We start from the raw sequence: 19,556 nt of genomic DNA, 5'->3' as shown, positions 1-19,556 counted from the left end.
GGCAATCAATCACCGCCACAGAGCTGTTGCTATCCCGGCATTCAGTCATGCCGTAGAGCTGTCACTATGCTTCTTTCCCCAGGATGCGAGGTGGAATTAGTACACTTAAATGGCCTCAAATGCCCCCACTACAGGGAATAGTGGGAATTAGGACACTTAATTTAAGCCAATTCTGCTGTAATTGGTAGAAGCGGCCAGATTAAATGTACTTTTTCCAACTAGCATCCATCGGAGGGCGGGAGTTGTATAATTTAAGATACTTTTTCCACTTGGACACTTGTGCTACGCAGTCCACCGCAGTCCAGCCCTGTCCAACTGCGGCCCCAAGAGCCGGGAGAAGCACAGGCTCACCCGGCTCGCGGAACTACGGTGTATCCCGGCCCTCCCCTACTGAACACTCCAAAGGCTGCGCGTCCTTCATAGGACAGCGCAGCCTTTGTACCACAGCTAAGCAATTGTCCACGCATGCTTCCAGCTAAGCAATTGTCCACGCATGCTTCCAGCTAAGCAATTGTCCACGCATGCTTCCAGCTAAGCAATTATCCACGCATGCTTCCAGCTATGCAATTGTCCATACATGCTCCCACACATGCTTTTGCCCACTCAAACTTCCAGCTCATTTGTATACCTAAGCCGGTTGCGGCCAAGCTTCTTGGATTCCAGCAGCAGCTGGTCTGCATAGACATATGCTTTTTCCATAGAGGTCTTCTGTCCGGGGGCTGCTTGGTAATAATAGAGTCCAAAAGAAGCCGTATATACAACATTAATCCACTGGTCCTCATACTCGGCGGTGGTGCTGTGCCCGGCAATGGTATCCAGAATTCCCTGAATCTGCGTGCGGCACTCTCCGAAGGATTTGTGTCTCAGGAACATAGTAAATTCTTCGCCGCCGCTGCGGAACAAAATATCCTCATCCTGCATGTGTGCCTGCAGCGTATGGGCAAAGTGGGTGATCACCCGGTCGCCGACGGCGTGGTTATAGGTATCATTGATTTTTTTGAAGCGGTCGATGTCCGCCACGAGGATGCCGATATGTTCCCCGCTGTGATTCAGCTCCTTCATCATTTTGTCCATATGGGCGCGGTTGAAGGTGCCGGTCAAAAAGTCACGGTAGGCCATCTGCTCGAACTTGTCCCGTTCAAATTTATGCCTGGCGCTTTGCGATTTGGAATAAAAGGAGATGCTGACGATGTAGTTCAGCAGGAAGAGGGCGATCAGCATTTCCCATTTTCCCATCTGCAGCAGGCGCAGGAGCAGGGCATTGGACAGGGCCACCTTACTGAAATCCAGCAGATTTCTGCTGTGCAGCAGCAGGTTCATGGCCTCTTTGCGGGTGGTAATGTCACCGGACAGGGCACAGGTAATCACCAGGAAACCGGATGACAGGAATGTCGTCACACAGACTACAAGGAAAAACAGCAGCCAGTAGCCGAGCGGAAGTTTTGCGGCATACGGATAGAGCAGAGTGTACAGGTAATACCCGGCAGAACCGCCTAGCGTAAAGGAACCAATATTGTAAAGGGTATCCAGGAATTCTCCGGGGTCCGCGGTTTTCGTTTTCTTTTTATAGAAAAACACAGTGAACCGGTAGAGCACCTCTAACCAAAAAGTACCCAGGGGTCCTGCAAATATACCAAAAGATGAAGTATAGCTGATCGCATAATCTATCGTGGAGTTGCCGCTTCGGGTAACAATGCGCAGTTGAAAATAAAAACTGGAGAAAGCCCAGCAGAGAATGAGAGCTTTGAGATAAGCAGGGTCCAGCACCACAGCGTGCCTCGCGCCGAAGGCTATGGCCAGAGAGCCAGCAAACAGAGAAAGGTCAAACAGCCTTGCTTTGGACATCACAGTTGACTTCCTTTCAGGAGTTATACCGATTATACCTGAAAATTTTGGGCCGTGATAAAAAGATATTTTGGAAAGTTTATCATTTATCCATGTCTGGACGCGGCTTCTGTTCATATAATACTTTGTTCATTTTATTTTTCAGAGCCGGGGTGAGAGGTTGATGAAGATACTGCTGGTCACCTACTGGGGACTTACGAATATGGGCGGGATCTGGACGTATATGAAGCAGTTGGCTGACAAGCTGAGTGAACAAGGGCATGAAGTGACGCTGATGGGTTCCCGGGCGGAAGATCATACGCTCTACCTGCTGGATCAAGGAATTTCCTTTGATAAAAAAGTCCTATACAACTCGCTGCTGCCTCAGCTCGATATCAGCCGGTTTCCCCATCTGCACCTGGAGCATGGGATTTTCAGCTTTGAGCTTGGCCGTTACGTCTTTGAGGGGGGGGCCGCAGTTCTCGGCCTGGAGAAGTATGATGTGATCCATGCGCAGGACCCGATCTCGGCCTATGCCATCCGGCGGATTATGAAGGTGCGGAAACCGCTGGTAGCAAGCTTTCACGGGGCGCTGGCTTATGAATCCTACTTCGAATATAAGGGGATTGAACCGGAGCTTACCCGCAAAGAATATGAGAAACGGGCCATCTGGCGGTATTTCCGCCGCCTGGAGGGGATGGGCGTTCAATCCTCTGACCTGATTCTGGTTTCTTCGAACTGGATTGGGCAGCTGGTGAACCGGGAGGATGCAGGGGGAGCGGCGATTCACACACTGCCGTATGGAATGGATGTGAAGCAGTACGATGCCAAGGCGGTAATGCCTGCCCCGCTGAAGTTCGCAGACGGGCTTAAAGTGATTATGTACGCCGGACGTCTTGAATATATCAAAGGGGTGCATGTGCTGATAGGCGCTCTGGGAATTCTGCAGCACAGCCGCCGCGACTGGGTATGTGCGATTGCCGGAATTGGCAGCCTTACGGAAGAATTACAGGAGCAGGCACGGGTGCTGGGGATTCAGGAACGGGTATTTTTTACCGGCAAAATAGACAATATCCCGGCTGCGCTGACCGCTGCCGACATTTATGTGCAGCCCAGCCTGCAGGACACACAGCCTTTTTCAGTGACGGAGGCCCAGCTTGCCGGGATCGCGCCGATTGTGGCCGGAACGGCAGGGATGCCGGAAATGGTGCAGCAGGGTGTGACGGGATTTGTCGTTCCGCCAGAGGACTGCGCGGCTTTGGCAAAGCAGCTTGAACAACTGCTGGGAGACGATGAGCTTCGGGTGCGCACCGGGAAGCAGGCGCGAAGCTGGGCTGCGCAGAACCGTTCGCTGGACGGAATGGCAGCGGGCACACTGATGGCGTACCACGAAGCGGCCGCGCTGCATCAGAGACGGCGCAACTATAGTGCAGACAGAAGCTGCCGCAAGGGTGCAGTGTCCCCAAGGCTGCCTGATGCCTTTCATCCTGCCGATGTGCTTGAGCTCATGATTCCGGGAAATCCGCTGGCCCTTGCCTTGCGGGAGGGACTTCCACAGAAGTATAGCATTCCCGACAACCGGATGGTTATTGACGGGTAAGTTCACGAATTCCTTCCATACAAGCTGAGTCCAAAGTTGTCATGCCTTAAGGATTCAAGCATATACATGAGGGGAGTAACATTTTGGGCTTATGCTCTGGGCTTGTCTCAGGGTTAGATTATGCCAAGAAGGAGGACATTTCCCGTGTTTGACCAGTCCCACGGCTTGCGGTTTGATATTTATGAACGCATTCATCTGCCTGCAGAACTTCCGGGAATCGCTGAGCTGGAAGAGGTTGAGCTGATCCCGGACATTCAGGTAATTCAGCGGGAGGATCGTGCCGAGCTGTACGGCCAGCTGCTGCTAACCGGGCTCTACCGCGGAGAAGATGACCGGACCCAGCGTCTGGAGCATGCGATTCCCGTAGAAATCACAGTTCCGCTGACACGGGTCAGCTCGCTTGATGACATAGGGGTGGAGATCGAGAATTTCGATATTGACCTGCTTACGATGCGCACGGTCAATATCACCGGCGTGCTTTCGCTGCGCGGAATCGGCAGCGGTGAAACCCAGCCGGCCTGGCAGCAGGAGGAGTACACGGTAGCTTACACTGCTGAAGAGGCAGAGCAGAGACAGGAAGCTCCAGCTGCCAAGCATGAGCATGAGAATGACGCGCTTTATGAGAATTCACTATGGACCTACGGTGAAGGAGCAACGGATATCGCTGCTCATGAGCAAGCGGATGCCATTGCTGCAGAAACTACGGCTTCTGCAGTGAATCCGCTGTTTCCCGATGAAGCGGTATACACCGGGCCCGCCGCAGTGGCCCAACCGCCGCAAAAGGACAAGGAACCCAAGGCGCGGACCCACAGTCTCGATACTCCAACCGGCTATGCTGCCGCAGAACCAACCGCACACCCGCAGAAGGCGGATAAGGCTCCTCAGGAACCGGTTGCCAGCCACTTTCTCGCAGCCAACGACTTGAACCCTGCAGAAACCGCCCGGATTTCAGGCAGTACGGAAGCGCTGGGGGCAGAGTCCGGTGAGCCGGAAGCGGAAATCCATGCTGTGCATAAGGAGGAGCCGCAAGCTGTGGCGGAGGCTGTGGAGAACGCGGCAACCCCGCCTGCTGAAGCTGCTGCGGAAACCCTGCCAGCCAATGAGAATGAGCTTTTTACGGCGCCTGACGTCCAGCCGGTGCCCGAAGAGAAGCCTGATCTGAAGATTGCGCTAGGCAGCAAAAAAGAAGAGAAGGCTGAGGAACGGGAGCCTCTTACTTACTCTACTCTGCTCAGCTCCAGCAGAGCCCACAGAGAACAAGAGAATCAGCATGCCCAGGAGCAGGAGGCTGCGGTCCCGGCGGCAGCGCCGGATGCCGGCAATGATACCGAATGGAAAAGCCGGTTCATCGGAGGCCGTGGCGGTACGGAGCTGTTCCGTAAGGTTCGGCTCTGCATTGTCCAGCGCGAAGAAACGCTGGATACGATTGCTGAGAAATACCAGCTAAGCGCAAGGGAGTTAGTCATGTACAACCGCCTCTCCGGACAGAACGTGGAGGAAGGCCAGGTCCTGTACATTCCCTGAATGATGGGATAAGAAGTCCGGCCGGATGCGGCCGGTCTTTTTTTTTGTTTTGTACCGGAATAAAGCATGGAGAAGCAGTGTCCGCTTGAAGGATGGTATAAATACGGCTCCTTGTGCGTATGCTGGTTGACTAGGAATAGTACTGAATGTATTATGGGAATAAGTAAAAACAAAAGACTGGGAACGGGAAGAGTAGGCGGTGAGCCCTTCAGAGAGCGGAATTTGTAGTTGCTGTGAACTTCCGCAGGATGCAGCCCCCGAAGTCGCCCCGGAGTCGCCCCTCTAAGCCTGTATTCATCATATGAAAACCAGGGTAGGATGTGGCCGGACGCAGCCGTTATCTGCATGAGTGTCGCGCTAAGCTTTTGGAACCGTATGGATCTGAGGCGGAGGTTTATTTTGTATAGCGCGAAACAAAGGTGGTACCGCGAAAGAATGACCTTTCGTCCTTTGAGACGAAGGGTCTTTTTGTGTTTATAACATGCTATTCAAATGGAGGGTTCAACAATGGCTGATCACAAGAACAAAACGGCTGAACTGCCTGATATGCAGGATACGGTGCAAGCTGATACGCCGGGCAGCAAACAGAACGACATGCCGACCACATATGATCCGAAGGCGGCGGAACAGAAATGGTACGCTTACTGGATGGAGCATGGCTTCTTTGAAGCCGGCAAACGTCCGGAAGCAGAACCTTATAGCATTGTCATCCCTCCGCCGAATGTAACGGGGATGCTGCACATTGGGCATGCGCTCGATTTCACGCTGCAGGATATTCTGATCCGCACAAAGCGGATGCAGGGTTTCGATACCCTTTGGCTGCCGGGAACCGACCATGCGGGCATTGCCACGCAGACGAAGGTGGAGCAGAAGCTGCGCCAGCAGGGGATTTCCCGGCATGACCTGGGACGCGAGAAGTTCCTGGAGCAGGTATGGGCCTGGAAGGACCAGTATGCCGAGACTATTCATGAGCAGTGGGCTAAGATGGGCCTGTCCCTTGACTATTCACGTGAACGGTTTACCTTTGATGAGGGGATGGCGGCGGCAGTACGCAAGGTATTTGTAGAATTGTACCAGAAAGGCCTGATCTACCGCGGCAAGCGGATCATCAACTGGGACCCTGCTGCGCGTACAGCTTTGTCGGACATTGAGGTGGAATACAAAGAGGTTAACGGCCATCTGTATCATCTGCGCTATCCGCTGAAGGACGGCAGCGGCTTCCTTACGGTAGCCACGACACGTCCGGAAACGATGCTGGGGGATACGGCGGTTGCGGTGCATCCTGAGGATGAGCGTTATCAGGATCTGATCGGCAAAACCCTGATTCTGCCGATCATCGGCCGCGAGATTCCGGTTATTGCCGATGAATATGTAGAGAAGGATTTCGGCAGCGGTGCGGTTAAGATTACCCCGGCCCATGATCCGAACGATTTTGAAGTAGGTCTGCGCCACAACCTTCCGCAGATTAATGTCATGGACGAGAGCGGAACCATGAACGAGGAAGCCGGTCCGTATCAGGGCCAGGACCGCAGTGAATGCCGCAAGAATATCATCGCCGATCTTCAGGAACAGGGTGTTCTGATTTCAATTGAGGACCATGTGCACCAGGTGGGACACAGCGAGCGTTCCGGTGCTGTAGTCGAGCCTTATCTGTCCACCCAGTGGTTCGTAAAGATGCAGCCTTTGGCCGAGAAGGCGATTGCTGCCCAAAAAGACGGCAGCGGCGTCAACTTCGTACCGGAACGTTTTGAGAAAACCTATCTGAACTGGATTGAGAACATCCGCGACTGGTGCATCTCCCGCCAGCTGTGGTGGGGGCACCGGATTCCGGCCTGGTACTCCGAATCCACAGGGGAAGTATTTGTTGCAGACAGTGAAGAGGATGCCCGCAGAATCAGCGGCCTTGACGATCTGAGACAGGATGAAGATGTTTTGGACACCTGGTTCAGCTCCAACCTGTGGCCGTTTGCAACGTTGGGCTGGCCGGATGAGAACAGCAGCGATTATCAGCGGTATTACCCGAACAATGTTCTGGTTACCGGATACGATATTATCTACTTCTGGGTAGCGCGGATGATCTTCAGCGCACTTGAATTTACAGAGAAGAAGCCGTTCTCCGATGTGCTGATCCATGGCCTGGTCCGCGACGCTGAAGGACGCAAAATGTCCAAGTCGCTCGGCAACGGGATTGATCCGCTGGATGTTATCGAGCAGTATGGCGCAGATGCCATGCGCTATATGATTTCCACCGGCATCACGGCCGGCCAGGATCTGCGGTTCCGCATTGAGAAGGTAGAGCAGGCGCGTAATTTTGCCAACAAAATATGGAATGCCTCACGCTTTGCCCTGATGAATCTGGAGGGCGTAAGCTTTGCAGATATTGACATTACCGGTGAGCTTTCGACAGCAGACCGCTGGATTTTACACCGCCTGAACGAAACTTCTCGCGATATTACGCGTCTAATTGACGCGTACGAGTATGGTGAGACAGGCCGCCTCCTGTACAACTTCATTTGGGATGATCTGTGCGACTGGTACATTGAGTTCTCCAAGCTTACACTGTACGGAGAGGACGCTGCTGCCAAAGCTAAGACGCAATCGGTGCTGGCCTATGTGCTTGACCGTACGCTGCGCCTGATTCATCCGTTCATGCCGTTCATTACGGAGGAAATCTGGCAGCATCTGCCGCATGAGGGAGATACCATTACGCTGGCAGAGTGGCCGAAGTATGAAGCCGCACTGGAGCAGCCGCAGGCTGTGGCGGAAATGAGTCTGCTGATGGATGTGATCCGTGCAGTCCGCAATGTCCGCGCTGAGGTCAATGTTCCGATGAGCAAAAAGGTAGAGCTGATCATCAAAGCCGCCAGTGAAGAGACCTTGAGCATCATTGCCAAGAATGATAATTACATCGGGCGCTTCTGTAACACTTCTTCCTTCGAAGCCGGACTTGAGCCGAATACGCCGGATAAGGTGATGTCCGCTGTGATTACCGGAGCAGAGCTGCTGCTGCCGCTGGCCGGGCTGATTGACATCGAGCAGGAAATTATCCGTCTGGAAAAAGAAGTGCAGACACTGAATAGCGAAGTAGAGCGTGTTGAGAAGAAGCTTGGCAATCAGGGCTTTGTTGCCAAAGCGCCGGCTAAAGTCATCGAAGAGGAACGGGCGAAGCAGGCGGATTATTCCGCCAAACGTGAAAAGGTGCTGGCCCGCATCGCAGAGCTGAGGGGATAAGGGACTATGGACGAGTGGACCGGGAGCGGCGGAACCGCTCCCTTAACTTCTTATACAGAAGCAGTAGATTGGATTAACGGCCTCATTCCTTTCGGCATCCGCCCGGGGCTCGAACGGATTGAACGGCTGATGGAGAAGCTGGGCCAGCCCCAGCGCAAACTCAAGTTCATTCATGTGGCGGGTACGAACGGCAAAGGCTCGACCTGCGCTTTTTTGACCAGTGTGCTGATCAGAAGCGGGTATAGCGTGGGAACCTTCACGTCTCCCTACATTACCAAATTCACGAACCGTTTTCAGTACAATGGAACGGACATTCCTGAGGATGTCCTTACAGAACTTGCGAACAAGCTTCGTCCGCTGGTAGAAGAGATTGCGCAGAGCGAGTTGGGCTCTCCGACAATGTTCGAGGTTGCTACGGCTCTCGCCATTCTCTATTATGCGGAAGTCTGCTATCCCGATGTTGTCGTATGGGAGACTGGTCTTGGGGGAAGGCTGGATGTAACTAATATTGTAACCCCGATTGTGTCTATCATTACAAATGTCGGCCACGATCATACTGATGTTCTGGGTGATACGCTGGAGGAGATTGCGGGGGAGAAAGCCGGGATCATCAAGCCCGGTGTTCCGGCGGTCAGCTGTGTAAGCCAGCCGGAGGCCATAGCGGTGCTTAAGGCCAAAGCGGCTGCCTGCAAATCCACACTCTATCTTGCCGGAGAAGATTTCAGCTACGGCAGCGCCGTGGTCAGCGGTGGCCTTCAGACGTTCACCTTCAAGGGCCCTTTCCGTTCCCTTGAGCTTGGCATTGCCATGAAAGGGGAGCATCAGCTTAGTAATAGCGCCGGGGCGATGATGGCGCTGGAGGTCCTGCGTCAGTACATGGCTTTTATGCTGGAGGACGAGGATGTGCTGGAAGGCTTCCGCAGCACTTTTTGGGCGGGACGTCTGGAGGAAGTAAGCACCTCTCCGCGAATTGTGCTGGATGGTGCGCATAATCCCGAAGGTGCAGAGAGTCTGGCCAAAAGCCTGCCCCAGTTTTACAAGTACGATAAATTAAATTTGCTCATGGGGATGCTGGCAAATAAGCATCATGAGTCATACTTCAAGCATATACTGCCTATAGTGGATACGCTCATCCTGACCGAACCGGATTTCCGGAAGAAAATGGACGCGGAAGATCTGCAGGCCATCGCAGAACGTCTGCGGGAGAAATATGCCAAAGAGAATTTGGTAATCAAAGTAGAACATGATTGGGGCCAAGCGCTGCAGCTTCTGCAGTCGATCACAGCGGAGCAGGACCTTGCGGTCGTCTCCGGAACGCTGTATTTGATTTCTGATGTGCGCAGTACGCTTTTGCGGCAACCCAATTCTGAAAAAGGCTGGTGACGAACTGTTGGATACTACTGAACGTGTGCATTTTATAGGGATCGGCGGCTATGGCATGAGCGCGATTGCCCGGGTAATGCTGGAAATGGGATATACGGTAACGGGCTCCGACGTGGCGGCTCAGGAATTGACCGAGAAATTAATAGCCAAAGGAGCCAAGGTGTATATCGGACATACGGCTGAGCAGGTCAAAGGCGCAGACCTTGTCGTATACTCTACGGCTCTGGCAAGTGATAATGTGGAATGGGTAGAAGCAGAACGGCTCAACATTCCGGTCTTGCACCGCTCTCAGATGCTGGCCCGGCTGCTGAATGAGCGCAAAGGTGTAGCGATTGCGGGTGCTCATGGCAAAACCACCACCTCTTCTATGATCGCGCTGATTATGGAAGAGTGTGGAGTGGACCCCACCTATATTATCGGCGGGGAAATTATGAATGTCGGCACGAATGCCAAGGCGGGACAAGGGGAGTTCGTTGTGGCCGAAGCGGATGAGAGCGACGGCTCCTTCCTGCAGTACCATCCTTGGCTGGGAATTGTGACGAATATAGAAGCGGATCACCTGGAGAATTACGGAGGCGATTTCGGACGCCTGAAGGCTGCCTATGTACAATTCATGAATCAGATGCGTGAGGACGGCACGGCAATTGTATGTGCGGATGATGAGACAGCAGCCTCACTTCTGCCTGAAGTCAAAGGCAGCGTAATCACCTACGGTATTCATTCGCCTTCTGCGGATTACACGGCAACGGACATTGTGCTTGGCGACCGGCAGGTTGCCTACACCATGAACTCCGGCAGTGCGGTATTGGGGCGCATCGAGCTGTCCATCCCTGGTAAATACAATCTCTACAACTCGATGGCGGCAGTCATTGCCTGCCTGAAGTCTGGAATCCCCTTCCAGGCAATTGCGGAGTCCATCCTGAAATTCCACGGTGCGAAACGGCGGTTTCAAGTGCTCGGCGAGGCCAATGATATTCTGGTCATTGATGATTATGCACATCATCCTACAGAAATCCAGGCTACGATCAGCGCAGCCAAGGCCACGGGCAAACGGATTATTGCCGTGTTCCAGCCGCAGCGCTATACGCGGACTTTTTTCCTGCTGGATGCCTTCAGCCGTGCTTTCAGTGAAGCCGATGAGGTGATTCTGACTGATATTTATTCCCCGGCCGGAGAGAAGCAGATCGAAGGTGTCAGCTCTGCCAAGCTGGTGGAATTAATCGTACAGAACAGCAATGCCAACGCAAGGCATCTGCCCACCAAAGAGGCCGTACTAGCCGATTTGCAGGGCCGGATTGCTCCGGGTGATCTTGTGATTACCATGGGCGCGGGAGACATTTGGAAGGTTGGGTATGCACTGGCAGAGGGACTGAAGAAGCACTGAGCCGGGGCCTGCAAGCTAACAGAATTCACATCGAAATGGCACAGCACTCTTTGCATTAAAGAGTCCTGTGCCATTTCTTCTTTATTATGTGACAAGCGTTCATTTAGTTTTGAATACGCTTTGGAAATACATTTTTTGAAAATTATTTTTGAAAAATACATAAAACGACAAAACCGCCATGAAGTTTGGGGTAATATATGCTATGCACTTTACAACGCAGCATAGATATAGACCATTTGAGAGTAGGAGACGAAGACAATGAGGGAGAAATTGCTATTCATATCTGCGGAGAATCCTTTTCCGCAGGATAGCGGAGGCAAGCTGAGAACTGGCAATATCCTGAATATTTTGCTGGACAAATATGATGTGGATCTGCTTACTTACCGTAATTCAAGACCTGGAGATGACAAAAATGAGGCGCCGGGGCTTGCAGTTCACGAGGTCGAACGAACAGTGAATTACCGCAAAGCCATGCTACGCTCCTTATATAAAAGGCGCAACAGCTCCTACATGAGCCATGTGGATGTAGATATGCGCGGCAAGATCGGGGAACTGTGCCGCCAGAACAGCTACGGCCATGTTTTTATTTCTCACAGCCTGCTGGGAAGCTGCATTGACATTGTTCGAGAGGTATTGCCGGGTACCGTGATCATCACGGATGCCCACAATTTTGAGAGCGGCTTGTCCGCACAGCTGGCAGCCAAGAAAAAGGGACTTGCCAAGCTGTTCTATACCCTCAATGCGGGTTGGACGAAGAGGGACGAACTCAAGCTGATGGACAAAACAAATTTGCTGCTGACCACCTCGGAGCAGGACGGCCTGGCGTTCAAATCGCTTTCCAGCCAAAATTCGCATAAAGTCCATGTGATCCCCAACTTTATCCGTATCGAAGACTATCCGGCGAATACGGGCATCTCCAAAGAGAATTGGATCATTTTACCGGGTAATATGAACTACTTTCCGAATATTAACGCAGCCTCCTACTTCAACCGCGAGATTTATCCACTCATTATGGCCAAGGTTCCGGAGATCAAGTGGTATATTGTGGGCCGGGATGTGCACCCTGAGGTCGCGGCGCTGGCAGAAAAAGATCCCTCAATAGTGATCACCGGTTATGTGGACAGTGTTGCGGATTACGTGCGCAAAGCGAAGGTCGTCATCGCTCCCTTGCGGGAAGGAAGCGGAACCCGGCTGAAGATTCTAGAGGCCTGGGCGCTGAAGACGCCTGTAGTCTCAAGCACGAAAGGAGCGGAAGGCTTGCTCTATGAGCATTCGCGGAACATACTGATCGCTGATGATCCGGTAACCTTTGCTGACAGTGTGATTCAGCTTCTTCATGATCACGAACGCGGAATAGTACTGGCAGACCGTGCTTATGAGACGCTGCTGGCCAATTACGAGGCAGGAAGTGTGCGTGAGAAGCTGCTTAGTTTAGTCTGAATTGTTGCGTATTTCAAAAAAAGATTTTTTTATCCCATAAATCGACAATCTTTTGGATAGAAATGCGGTACTATTGATCTACATCTAAAGGTTCATAAAAAGCGGCGGAATGTGATCCGTTTGCTTTTTTTGTGCGCATATGTCTGCACACCCCGTTTGAATTTTTCATAGATAACCAAGGAGACAGAGCCATGAGAGAAAGAATGCTGTTCCTTTCAGTCCGGAAAGAATGCAGTAAGGAAGAAGAACATCGGACAGAAAGTTTTCTTGAAATCCTATTGGAGAAATTTGATATCGACCTTATTGAGTGTTGTGAGTGCGGGCGGGAACGGGTTGCGGATTCCGGTTGCGCGCTTACCGTCCACCGGGTAGAACAGGCAGTGGCTCCCCGCACTGCACTGCTGAGGCCGCTGGACAAGCTGCGCTCCATAGCTGCCTTTGAAGACATCAGTAAAGATCTGCGGACTGAGATCAGGCAGCTCTGCAGCCGGCATACCTACAGTCATGTATTCATTTCCCGCAGATTTCTCAACAATTGTATTGACATGATCTCTTCCCTGCTTCCTGAAGCGGTCATTATTACGGATGCCCAACGGACCTGGAGCAGGGCGGTGGAGAAGGGTGGGACTGTCCGGCGCAAGATCAGGTATCCCTACCACAAACTAAATGAGGCTAAGGCCCGGCGGGATGAGCGGAAGCTGATGAATAAGACCGGCTTGCTGCTGACGGCTAACGAGCAGGATGCCCTGTCATTTAAGGCGCTGTCCTTTGCCGATGCCGGTAAGGTGCATGTCGTTCCGCCTTATGTGGATCTGCAGGAATATCAGCATGACGAGCCGGTCTGCAAAGAGAACGGAATCATGCTTCACTGGGATATGCATAACGTACAGGGCCGGAATGCAGCCTTATTATTCCATAAGAAGGTTTACCCGCTGATCCGGGCCGAGGTCCCAGATGTTCAATGCTACATTGTGGGCAGTTCTGTAGATTCTGCAATCCAGGCCCTCTTCAAGACGGACTCCTCCGTGAAGATTATTGAGGATACCAGCCTTGCCGGGGAATACATACGCCGGGCAAAGGCGGTGATTGCTTGTCTGGATGAAGGCTGCGGAGGCCAGAAGAAGATTCTGGAAGCGTGGGCGCTCCGGACTCCGGTCGTAACCAGCCCGCGGGGCGCAGATGCATTAATCTGCGAGAACGGCAGGGATATACTGCTGGCCGGAACCGCCAGGGGTATCGCTGAGCAGACAGTCATGCTGCTGCAGACCCCGGAGCTTGTCTCCCTCATATCTGACCGTGCGTACCGTACGCTGCTTAACCATTATGAGGTGAAGAACGTGAAGGCCAAAGTGCTTAGTCTCGTGTAATTATATTAAAATAGCATATCTTTCTCTCGTCTATCATATATTGCTTATAGAATAGACGACAGTGAGGTGTGAGGGCGTTGAGTAACGGAAGAATGACGTTCAAGTTTGACACGGATACCGGGAATACAAGAACTGAGCCGCTCAACCGCAGGCCGGGGTCTGGGCTGGGCACTGCCAGGGACTACGCGGAAGCAGGGCAGCGGCGGGAAGTGGAGCTGCTTCAGCAGCGCTGCCCGGCGGACACCGGCATAGAGAGCCAGCGCAAAGAGGTTTCTAAGGAACCGGAGGAGTATGATTCAGCTTTGCTATACCTGGAGGATCAGGAGGACAAGATCAGTACACGCGAGGATACAAGGCAATTTTTCTTTCACTCTGATCATCCGCCTGATCTATGGGACCAGCCCCCGCGTTACCCTCATGCTCCGGCTGAGGACTATAAAGATTGGCCGGAAAAACGCAGCCATGGTCCGGAGTGGTCCGCTGAATACGGGCAATATGAAGATAACCCGCTTCGTGGGGGCAGTTATGGCGGCTCCTACCATGCCCGGCGTCCTTCCCATTGGTGGAAGCTCGCACTTTCCATCGCCGGAGCTCTCGGGACCGGTATCCTGCTTGGATATGCGGCGCTGTCATTGATTGGCGGTGGAAGCCTCGCGGGAGGCAATAATACTCCAAGTGTGACCTCGCCAGCCGTACAGAGCGTGACGGACACTGGCGCTGTCCTGCCGCCGGACGCAGGCGGGAATGCGGGGATGAACCGTATTCCGGTGAAGGTTGCAGCACAGACCTATTACCTGCTGCAGTACGGTGTGTTCAGCTCTCCTGCGGGAGCGGAGCAGGCCAGGCAGGAACTGCTGGCCGCCGGACTGGCCGCCGGACTTGATCCGGCGGATGGCAACCGGGTGTACGCCGGTATGTCGCCTGACCGCGAACAGGCCAAGCTGCTCAGCAGCGGCCTCAAGAACCAGGGAATCGAGCTGTACGTCAGGGAGGTCTCGCTCCCTGCTGCGGAGCAGGCCGCCTTTGCAGGCTCGGCTGAGACCATAGACAGCTACTTCGCCGCCAGCGGGAAGCTGCTCGGCGAGCTAAGCAGGCTGTCTGCGTCCGAATTAAGCGGACCGGGTGAAGCGGTGGACACTACTGAGGTCAGTAATCTGCACATGCAGTGGAACGAAGCAGTCAAAGCAATGGAGCCGGGATTGCCGGCTGCAGCGCAGAAGCTCTGTGCCAGTTTGGAGAAATCAATGAGCCGGGGGATTTCCGCATTGAATGAGTATAATAAGAACCAGGCTCAGGCTTTGCTGTGGGAGGTGCAGGAGGCGATGATGAGTTTTCTCACCACTCAGAAAGGCCTGCTCTCCGCCTTGTCCTGAACGTCTCCATTCATAAATACTAGACACAGCAATCCCCTGTTTTGGCTGTCTGCCGGGCAGGGGATTGCTGTTATTTTTGAAAGGTAAAATATTCATAAAAAATCTGTTTCCAATGCCTCCGGGCTCAGATAGTGTAAGGGGTCTGCCATTGCAGCCGGCTGGCTTTACATCAGTCTATACTTGCCGGAGAGTGGTAATCATTTCCGTACCTGATTTTGCGTTTGTGTTGAACCCCGTTTCACCGTATAATAATTAGGGTGTCAAAAAATGGCGAGGGAAGACTTAGATGAAGAAGAAAAATGTGGGAATACTGCTGTTATTTCTTATTCTGGGCTGGCTGGCCGGGGCGTGGATCGCCAAACTGCTGGAACCTGTAAAAGGTCTGTCTTTTCTTACAGCCTCGACTGTACTCAAATGGTCGCCGCAAGCCGATTTGGACATCATAACCTATGACATCACTATTCATTTGAAACTGTGCTTGCTCAGTCTTGCCGGTATCATAACAGCCCTTTGGCTCTACCGGAGACTGTAGCTTTCGATGTTTACTGAGAAGGGACGAGTATACAGTGGAGCATGACAACTCACGAATGATTATTCTTGCTTCGGGTTCACCGCGCCGCCGGGAGCTGTTATCTCTTCTGGGCTTGCCCTTCGAAGTCATCTCAAGCGATGCTGACGAGAGCACGCCGCCAGGCTTAACGCCCGCAGAAATTGTTCGCAGCCTTGCGCTCCGCAAAGCGGAGGCTGTGCGGCCTTCTGCCGGAGAACGTGCTGCCGTTATTGTCGGCAGCGATACGATTGTGGTGCTGGGAAACCAAGTGCTCGGCAAGCCGGCGGACACGCAGGACAGCAGAGACATGCTGCAGCTGCTGCAGGGCCGGACACACCAGGTATACACCGGAGTAGCCTGCATTGGACTGCCGGAAGGGAAGACCGTGGTGGAGCACCGGGTAACCTCTGTAACCATGAGAGCGATGAGCATGGATGAAATCTCCGCTTACATAGCGACCGGAGAGCCTGCCGACAAGGCGGGTTCCTATGCGATTCAAGGGCTGGGCGCCACCCTGGTGGAACGGATTGAGGGGTGTTATTTCAACGTGGTCGGATTGCCGTTGTCGCTGCTTGGGGAGATGCTGTCGGGTTTTGGCATCTCGGTGCTGGGCCGGCAGGGGATCTATTAGGAAAGAGGGATAGGGATGGAGTCGCAATCATTTATGCTGCGGGACCTCCCCCATGAAGAACGACCACGAGAGCGCATGATGCATTATGGGGCGGAATCATTAAGCCAAGCGGAGCTGCTGGCCATTCTGCTGCGTACAGGTACGCGGGCGGAATCGGCTATTCATATTGCCCAGCGGATGCTGGGGGTGGCAGGCAGTCTTCGCGGGCTGGCGGACCTAAGCATTGAAGAACTGACGAATATCAAAGGCATCGGCCCTGCCAAGGCCGTGCAACTCAAAGCTGGCATTGAGCTGGGAAGACGAATGGCAAACTCCCGGCTGACCGAGCCGGTCATCATCCGCAGTCCACAGGATGCGGCGGAGATATTGACCGAGCAGCTGCGTTACTTGCAGAAAGAGCATTTTGTCTGCCTTTTTCTGAATACGAAGAATCATGTTATTGCGCAGGAGACATTATCCATGGGCAGCCTTAACGCCTCCATCGTGCATCCCCGCGAGGTGTTCAGGGCCGCTATGAAATGCAGCAGCGCAGCTATCATATGCGCACATAATCATCCGAGCGGTGATCCTACGCCCAGTCCGGAAGACATCTCTTTAACCTCAAGACTGCTTCAGGCCGGGGAGATTGTCGGAATCGATGTGCTGGATCACCTGATCATTGGAGACAGCAGATTTATAAGTTTGAAGGAAAAAGGATTTATGTAATACAATTGGCTAGATATACAAGGAAAAGGAGAATACAAGCATGTTAGGTGGTTTTACGAAAGATTTAGGAATTGACCTGGGGACAGCGAATACGCTCGTCTATGTACGCGGCAAGGGGATTGTTGTCAGAGAACCTTCCGTTGTGGCCATTAATACAGATACCAAGACGATTGAAGCGGTAGGCGAATCTGCCAAAAAAATGATCGGCCGTACGCCGGGAAATATCCGTGCCATTCGTCCAATGAAGGACGGAGTTATTGCTGATTTCGATACGACGGCAACTATGATTAAATATTTCATCCGTCAGGCGCAGAAGCAGCGTTCGATGTTCCAGCGTCATCCGAATGTGATGGTGTGTGTGCCATCCGGCATCACTGCTGTGGAACAGCGTGCTGTGGAGGACGCTACCAAGCAGGCCGGCGCACGTGAGGCTTATATTATCGAGGAGCCTTTTGCGGCTGCCATTGGTGCAGACCTGCCGGTATGGGAACCGACCGGCAGTATGGTCGTTGATATCGGCGGCGGTACGACCGAAGTAGCTGTTATTTCCCTTGGCGGTATCGTAACCAGCCGTTCGGTGCGGGTTGCCGGGGACGAAGCAGATGAGTCCATCATTCAATATATCAAACGCCAATATAATCTCATGATCGGGGAGCGTACCTCGGAGCAGCTCAAAATGGATGTGGGTTCTGCCCTGCCGCTGGAGAAGACAGAAACGATGGAGATTCGTGGACGTGATCTTGTAACCGGATTGCCAAAGACCCTGACTATTACCTCAGATGAGATTTGTGAAGCGTTATCAGATACTGTTAATGCCATTGTGGAAGCTGTGAAGGTCACGCTGGAGAAATGCCCTCCGGAGCTGGCAGCCGACATTATGGACCGGGGAATTGTTCTTACCGGCGGCGGCGCCCTTCTGCGCAATTTGGATAAGCTGCTGGCCCGCGAGACCGGGATGCCTGTGATCGTCGCTGAGAATCCGCTGGATTGTGTTGCCATTGGAACAGGGAAAGCGCTGGAGAATATTCATCTCTTCAAAAGCCGCACCGGCTCCAGTCTCCGCTCCAAGCGTTAGAACCTGGCTTGTCTGTGAACGTCAACCCCTGATATGGGAGAAATACGTTTGTTAGAGGGTGTTGAAACTGTTTAAGCTATTTAATAATAAACGTTTGTTCATATTACTCATTGCCTTGGTCATGTTTATTGTTGTCATGGGTTTCAGCCTGGGGACCAGAAAATCCTTGTCCTGGCCGGAGAATTTCCTGAGAGATACGACCGGTTTCGTGCAGAACCTGTTCTACAAGCCCGCTGGATATGTAGCGGGCTTGTTCCAAGATATCGGTAATCTGCATGAGATGGCTGAAGAGAATGAGCGGCTCAAAATCCTCGCGGCCCAGTATGCGCGCGAAAAGACTCAGTATAATTTCATCAAGGCACAATACGATCAATATCAAATCGATCTTAAGTTTACGAATGCCCAGAAGAATTTGTACAATTATGACTACCGGATTGCAAACGTCGTCAGCTTGACGACCGAGCCGAGCAACAACACACTGGTTATTGACCTTGGAGCCAAGGACGGAATTAAACTGAATATGTCCGTGACCTCCGTAGAGGGATTGGTTGGGGTAATCAGCCAGGTAAGCAACTTCACCTCTACCGTGAAGCTGATGACCATGATGGATGTAAATGATCCGAACTCCCAGCCGCCGATTGCAGCGACCGTCTTCAACAAGGAAGGGAAGACCTTCGGAATGATTGAATCCTATGACCAGCAATCCGGCATGCTGATGATGAACAAAATACCGGTAGGAGATCCGATAGCCGTGAAGGATAAGATTATATCCTCGGGTATTGGGGGAGTCTACCCGCGCGGGATGATCATCGGAACAGTCGAAAGTATTAAGGTGGGGGAATACGGGTTGACCTCAACGGCAATCATCAAACCTGCGGCGGGATTTCAGGATTGGAAGGAACTGTTTGTTGTCTTTACGCAGGAGCGTGCCGAATAGTGAAGATGCGCAGATCCGTCCTAATTCTATTGTTAATTGTCTTGTTTATGCTGGAAGGCACGATTATGCCCTGGCTGCTCCCGAATGCCTGGGAAATGCGGATTATTCCGAATCTTGTATTTATTGTGATTCTGTTTGTAACGGTATATCATCACCGCCATACAGCTCTGATCTTGGGCTTGAGCTTTGGGATGCTGCATGATGTCGTATTTTATGGCCGGATTCTCGGTGCCCATTCCTTCGCAATGGGAGTGTCAGCTTATTTGATCGGCTTAATATTCCAGCTGCCGCGTGCGCCGCTGCCGCTGATGATGACGGTAGTCCTGCTGGGCAGTCTGCTTGAAGACAGTGTGCTTTTTGCCATTTATAGCGTATTTAATTTAAGCCAGGTTCCTTATAACTGGGCATTGCTGCATCACATGCTGCCTACCATGTTATTTCATTTTGCTGCTGCCCTGCTCCTCTACGTGCCTCTCCGCAAGCAGATTGAACGGCTGAAGAAAGAGACACACAAGGAAGAGGCTGCATAAAG

The 19,556-nt window shown here is 52.6% G+C and carries 15 protein-coding genes; 14 read left to right on the top strand and 1 reads right to left on the bottom strand.

Annotated elements, in window-relative coordinates; genetic code table 11:
• Positions 1-603 precede the first annotated feature (603 nt).
• On the bottom strand, positions 604-1,845 hold the full coding sequence (locus PGRAT_RS24620; RefSeq protein WP_036702733.1) for a GGDEF domain-containing protein: 1,242 nt from the start codon (positions 1,843-1,845) through the stop codon (positions 604-606).
• Between the two features lie 163 nt (positions 1,846-2,008).
• Between PGRAT_RS24620 and PGRAT_RS24615 the strand changes: the two genes are divergently transcribed.
• The 14 genes from PGRAT_RS24615 to mreD all read left to right on the top strand — a co-directional run bounded on the left by PGRAT_RS24615 (position 2,009) and on the right by mreD (position 19,554).
• A complete protein-coding gene (locus PGRAT_RS24615; RefSeq protein WP_025703081.1) occupies positions 2,009-3,424 on the top strand; it encodes a glycosyltransferase family 4 protein in 1,416 nt (471 codons plus the stop codon).
• 144 nt (positions 3,425-3,568) lie between these two features.
• On the top strand, positions 3,569-4,948 hold the full coding sequence (locus tag PGRAT_RS24610; protein WP_042267342.1) for a LysM peptidoglycan-binding domain-containing protein: 1,380 nt from the start codon (positions 3,569-3,571) through the stop codon (positions 4,946-4,948).
• A gap of 546 nt (positions 4,949-5,494) precedes the next feature.
• Positions 5,495-8,179, top strand: a complete 2,685-nt coding sequence (locus PGRAT_RS24605; protein WP_042268326.1) for a valine--tRNA ligase — start codon at positions 5,495-5,497, stop codon at positions 8,177-8,179.
• 6 nt (positions 8,180-8,185) lie between these two features.
• Positions 8,186-9,562, top strand: coding sequence for a bifunctional folylpolyglutamate synthase/dihydrofolate synthase (locus tag PGRAT_RS24600; RefSeq protein ID WP_025707599.1), 1,377 nt, complete (start codon positions 8,186-8,188; stop codon positions 9,560-9,562).
• A gap of 7 nt (positions 9,563-9,569) precedes the next feature.
• On the top strand, positions 9,570-10,946 hold the full coding sequence (gene murC, locus PGRAT_RS24595; RefSeq protein WP_025707600.1) for a UDP-N-acetylmuramate--L-alanine ligase: 1,377 nt from the start codon (positions 9,570-9,572) through the stop codon (positions 10,944-10,946).
• A 258-nt stretch (positions 10,947-11,204) separates the two neighbouring features.
• Positions 11,205-12,386 carry a glycosyltransferase family 4 protein gene (locus PGRAT_RS31860; protein WP_025707601.1) on the top strand — a complete coding sequence of 394 codons (1,182 nt, stop codon included), beginning with the start codon at positions 11,205-11,207 and terminating at the stop codon, positions 12,384-12,386.
• Between the two features lie 191 nt (positions 12,387-12,577).
• Positions 12,578-13,753: a glycosyltransferase gene (locus PGRAT_RS24585; protein ID WP_025707602.1), complete on the top strand. Its 1,176-nt coding sequence runs from the start codon at positions 12,578-12,580 to the stop codon at positions 13,751-13,753.
• A 77-nt stretch (positions 13,754-13,830) separates the two neighbouring features.
• Positions 13,831-15,126 carry an SPOR domain-containing protein gene (locus PGRAT_RS24580; protein WP_025707603.1) on the top strand — a complete coding sequence of 432 codons (1,296 nt, stop codon included), beginning with the start codon at positions 13,831-13,833 and terminating at the stop codon, positions 15,124-15,126.
• A 286-nt stretch (positions 15,127-15,412) separates the two neighbouring features.
• Positions 15,413-15,658, top strand: coding sequence for a DUF4321 domain-containing protein (locus tag PGRAT_RS24575; RefSeq protein WP_020429308.1), 246 nt, complete (start codon positions 15,413-15,415; stop codon positions 15,656-15,658).
• Positions 15,659-15,713: 55 nt separating this feature from the next.
• Positions 15,714-16,307, top strand: a complete 594-nt coding sequence (locus PGRAT_RS24570; RefSeq protein WP_036706084.1) for a Maf family protein — start codon at positions 15,714-15,716, stop codon at positions 16,305-16,307.
• 15 nt (positions 16,308-16,322) lie between these two features.
• Positions 16,323-17,012 carry a RadC family protein gene (gene radC, locus PGRAT_RS24565; RefSeq protein WP_025707605.1) on the top strand — a complete coding sequence of 230 codons (690 nt, stop codon included), beginning with the start codon at positions 16,323-16,325 and terminating at the stop codon, positions 17,010-17,012.
• A 40-nt stretch (positions 17,013-17,052) separates the two neighbouring features.
• Entirely contained in the window at positions 17,053-18,087 is a 1,035-nt protein-coding gene (locus tag PGRAT_RS24560; RefSeq protein ID WP_042267339.1) for a rod shape-determining protein, read from the top strand.
• A 58-nt stretch (positions 18,088-18,145) separates the two neighbouring features.
• Positions 18,146-19,024 (top strand): rod shape-determining protein MreC, encoded by an 879-nt coding sequence (mreC, locus tag PGRAT_RS24555; RefSeq protein ID WP_025706142.1) that lies wholly within the window; start codon positions 18,146-18,148, stop codon positions 19,022-19,024.
• Positions 19,024-19,554, top strand: coding sequence for a rod shape-determining protein MreD (mreD, locus tag PGRAT_RS24550; protein ID WP_025706143.1), 531 nt, complete (start codon positions 19,024-19,026; stop codon positions 19,552-19,554). The genes mreC and mreD overlap by 1 nt, the downstream gene beginning before the upstream one ends.
• The last annotated feature ends 2 nt before the right edge of the window (positions 19,555-19,556 follow it).

The sequence above is a fragment of the Paenibacillus graminis genome, assembly GCF_000758705.1.
Taxonomy (GTDB): domain Bacteria; phylum Bacillota; class Bacilli; order Paenibacillales; family Paenibacillaceae; genus Paenibacillus_AQ; species Paenibacillus_AQ graminis.
Note: the sequence above shows the minus strand (reverse complement) of the source record. Positions and strands in the feature narration are given on the sequence as shown.

What these genes read in the sequence shown, in the direction of transcription:
- PGRAT_RS24600 (WP_025707599.1), top strand. Translation starts at nt 8,186, where the DNA reads ATGGACGAGTGGACCGGGAGCGGCGGAACCGCTCCCTTAACTTCTTAT.
- PGRAT_RS24575 (WP_020429308.1), top strand. Translation starts at nt 15,413, where the DNA reads ATGAAGAAGAAAAATGTGGGAATACTGCTGTTATTTCTTATTCTGGGC.
- PGRAT_RS31860 (WP_025707601.1), top strand. Translation starts at nt 11,205, where the DNA reads ATGAGGGAGAAATTGCTATTCATATCTGCGGAGAATCCTTTTCCGCAG.
- PGRAT_RS24560 (WP_042267339.1), top strand. Translation starts at nt 17,053, where the DNA reads ATGTTAGGTGGTTTTACGAAAGATTTAGGAATTGACCTGGGGACAGCG.
- PGRAT_RS24585 (WP_025707602.1), top strand. Translation starts at nt 12,578, where the DNA reads ATGAGAGAAAGAATGCTGTTCCTTTCAGTCCGGAAAGAATGCAGTAAG.
- PGRAT_RS24620 (WP_036702733.1), bottom strand. Translation starts at nt 1,845, where the DNA reads ATGTCCAAAGCAAGGCTGTTTGACCTTTCTCTGTTTGCTGGCTCTCTG.
- PGRAT_RS24605 (WP_042268326.1), top strand. Translation starts at nt 5,495, where the DNA reads ATGCAGGATACGGTGCAAGCTGATACGCCGGGCAGCAAACAGAACGAC.
- radC (WP_025707605.1), top strand. Translation starts at nt 16,323, where the DNA reads ATGGAGTCGCAATCATTTATGCTGCGGGACCTCCCCCATGAAGAACGA.
- PGRAT_RS24570 (WP_036706084.1), top strand. Translation starts at nt 15,714, where the DNA reads ATGATTATTCTTGCTTCGGGTTCACCGCGCCGCCGGGAGCTGTTATCT.
- PGRAT_RS24615 (WP_025703081.1), top strand. Translation starts at nt 2,009, where the DNA reads ATGAAGATACTGCTGGTCACCTACTGGGGACTTACGAATATGGGCGGG.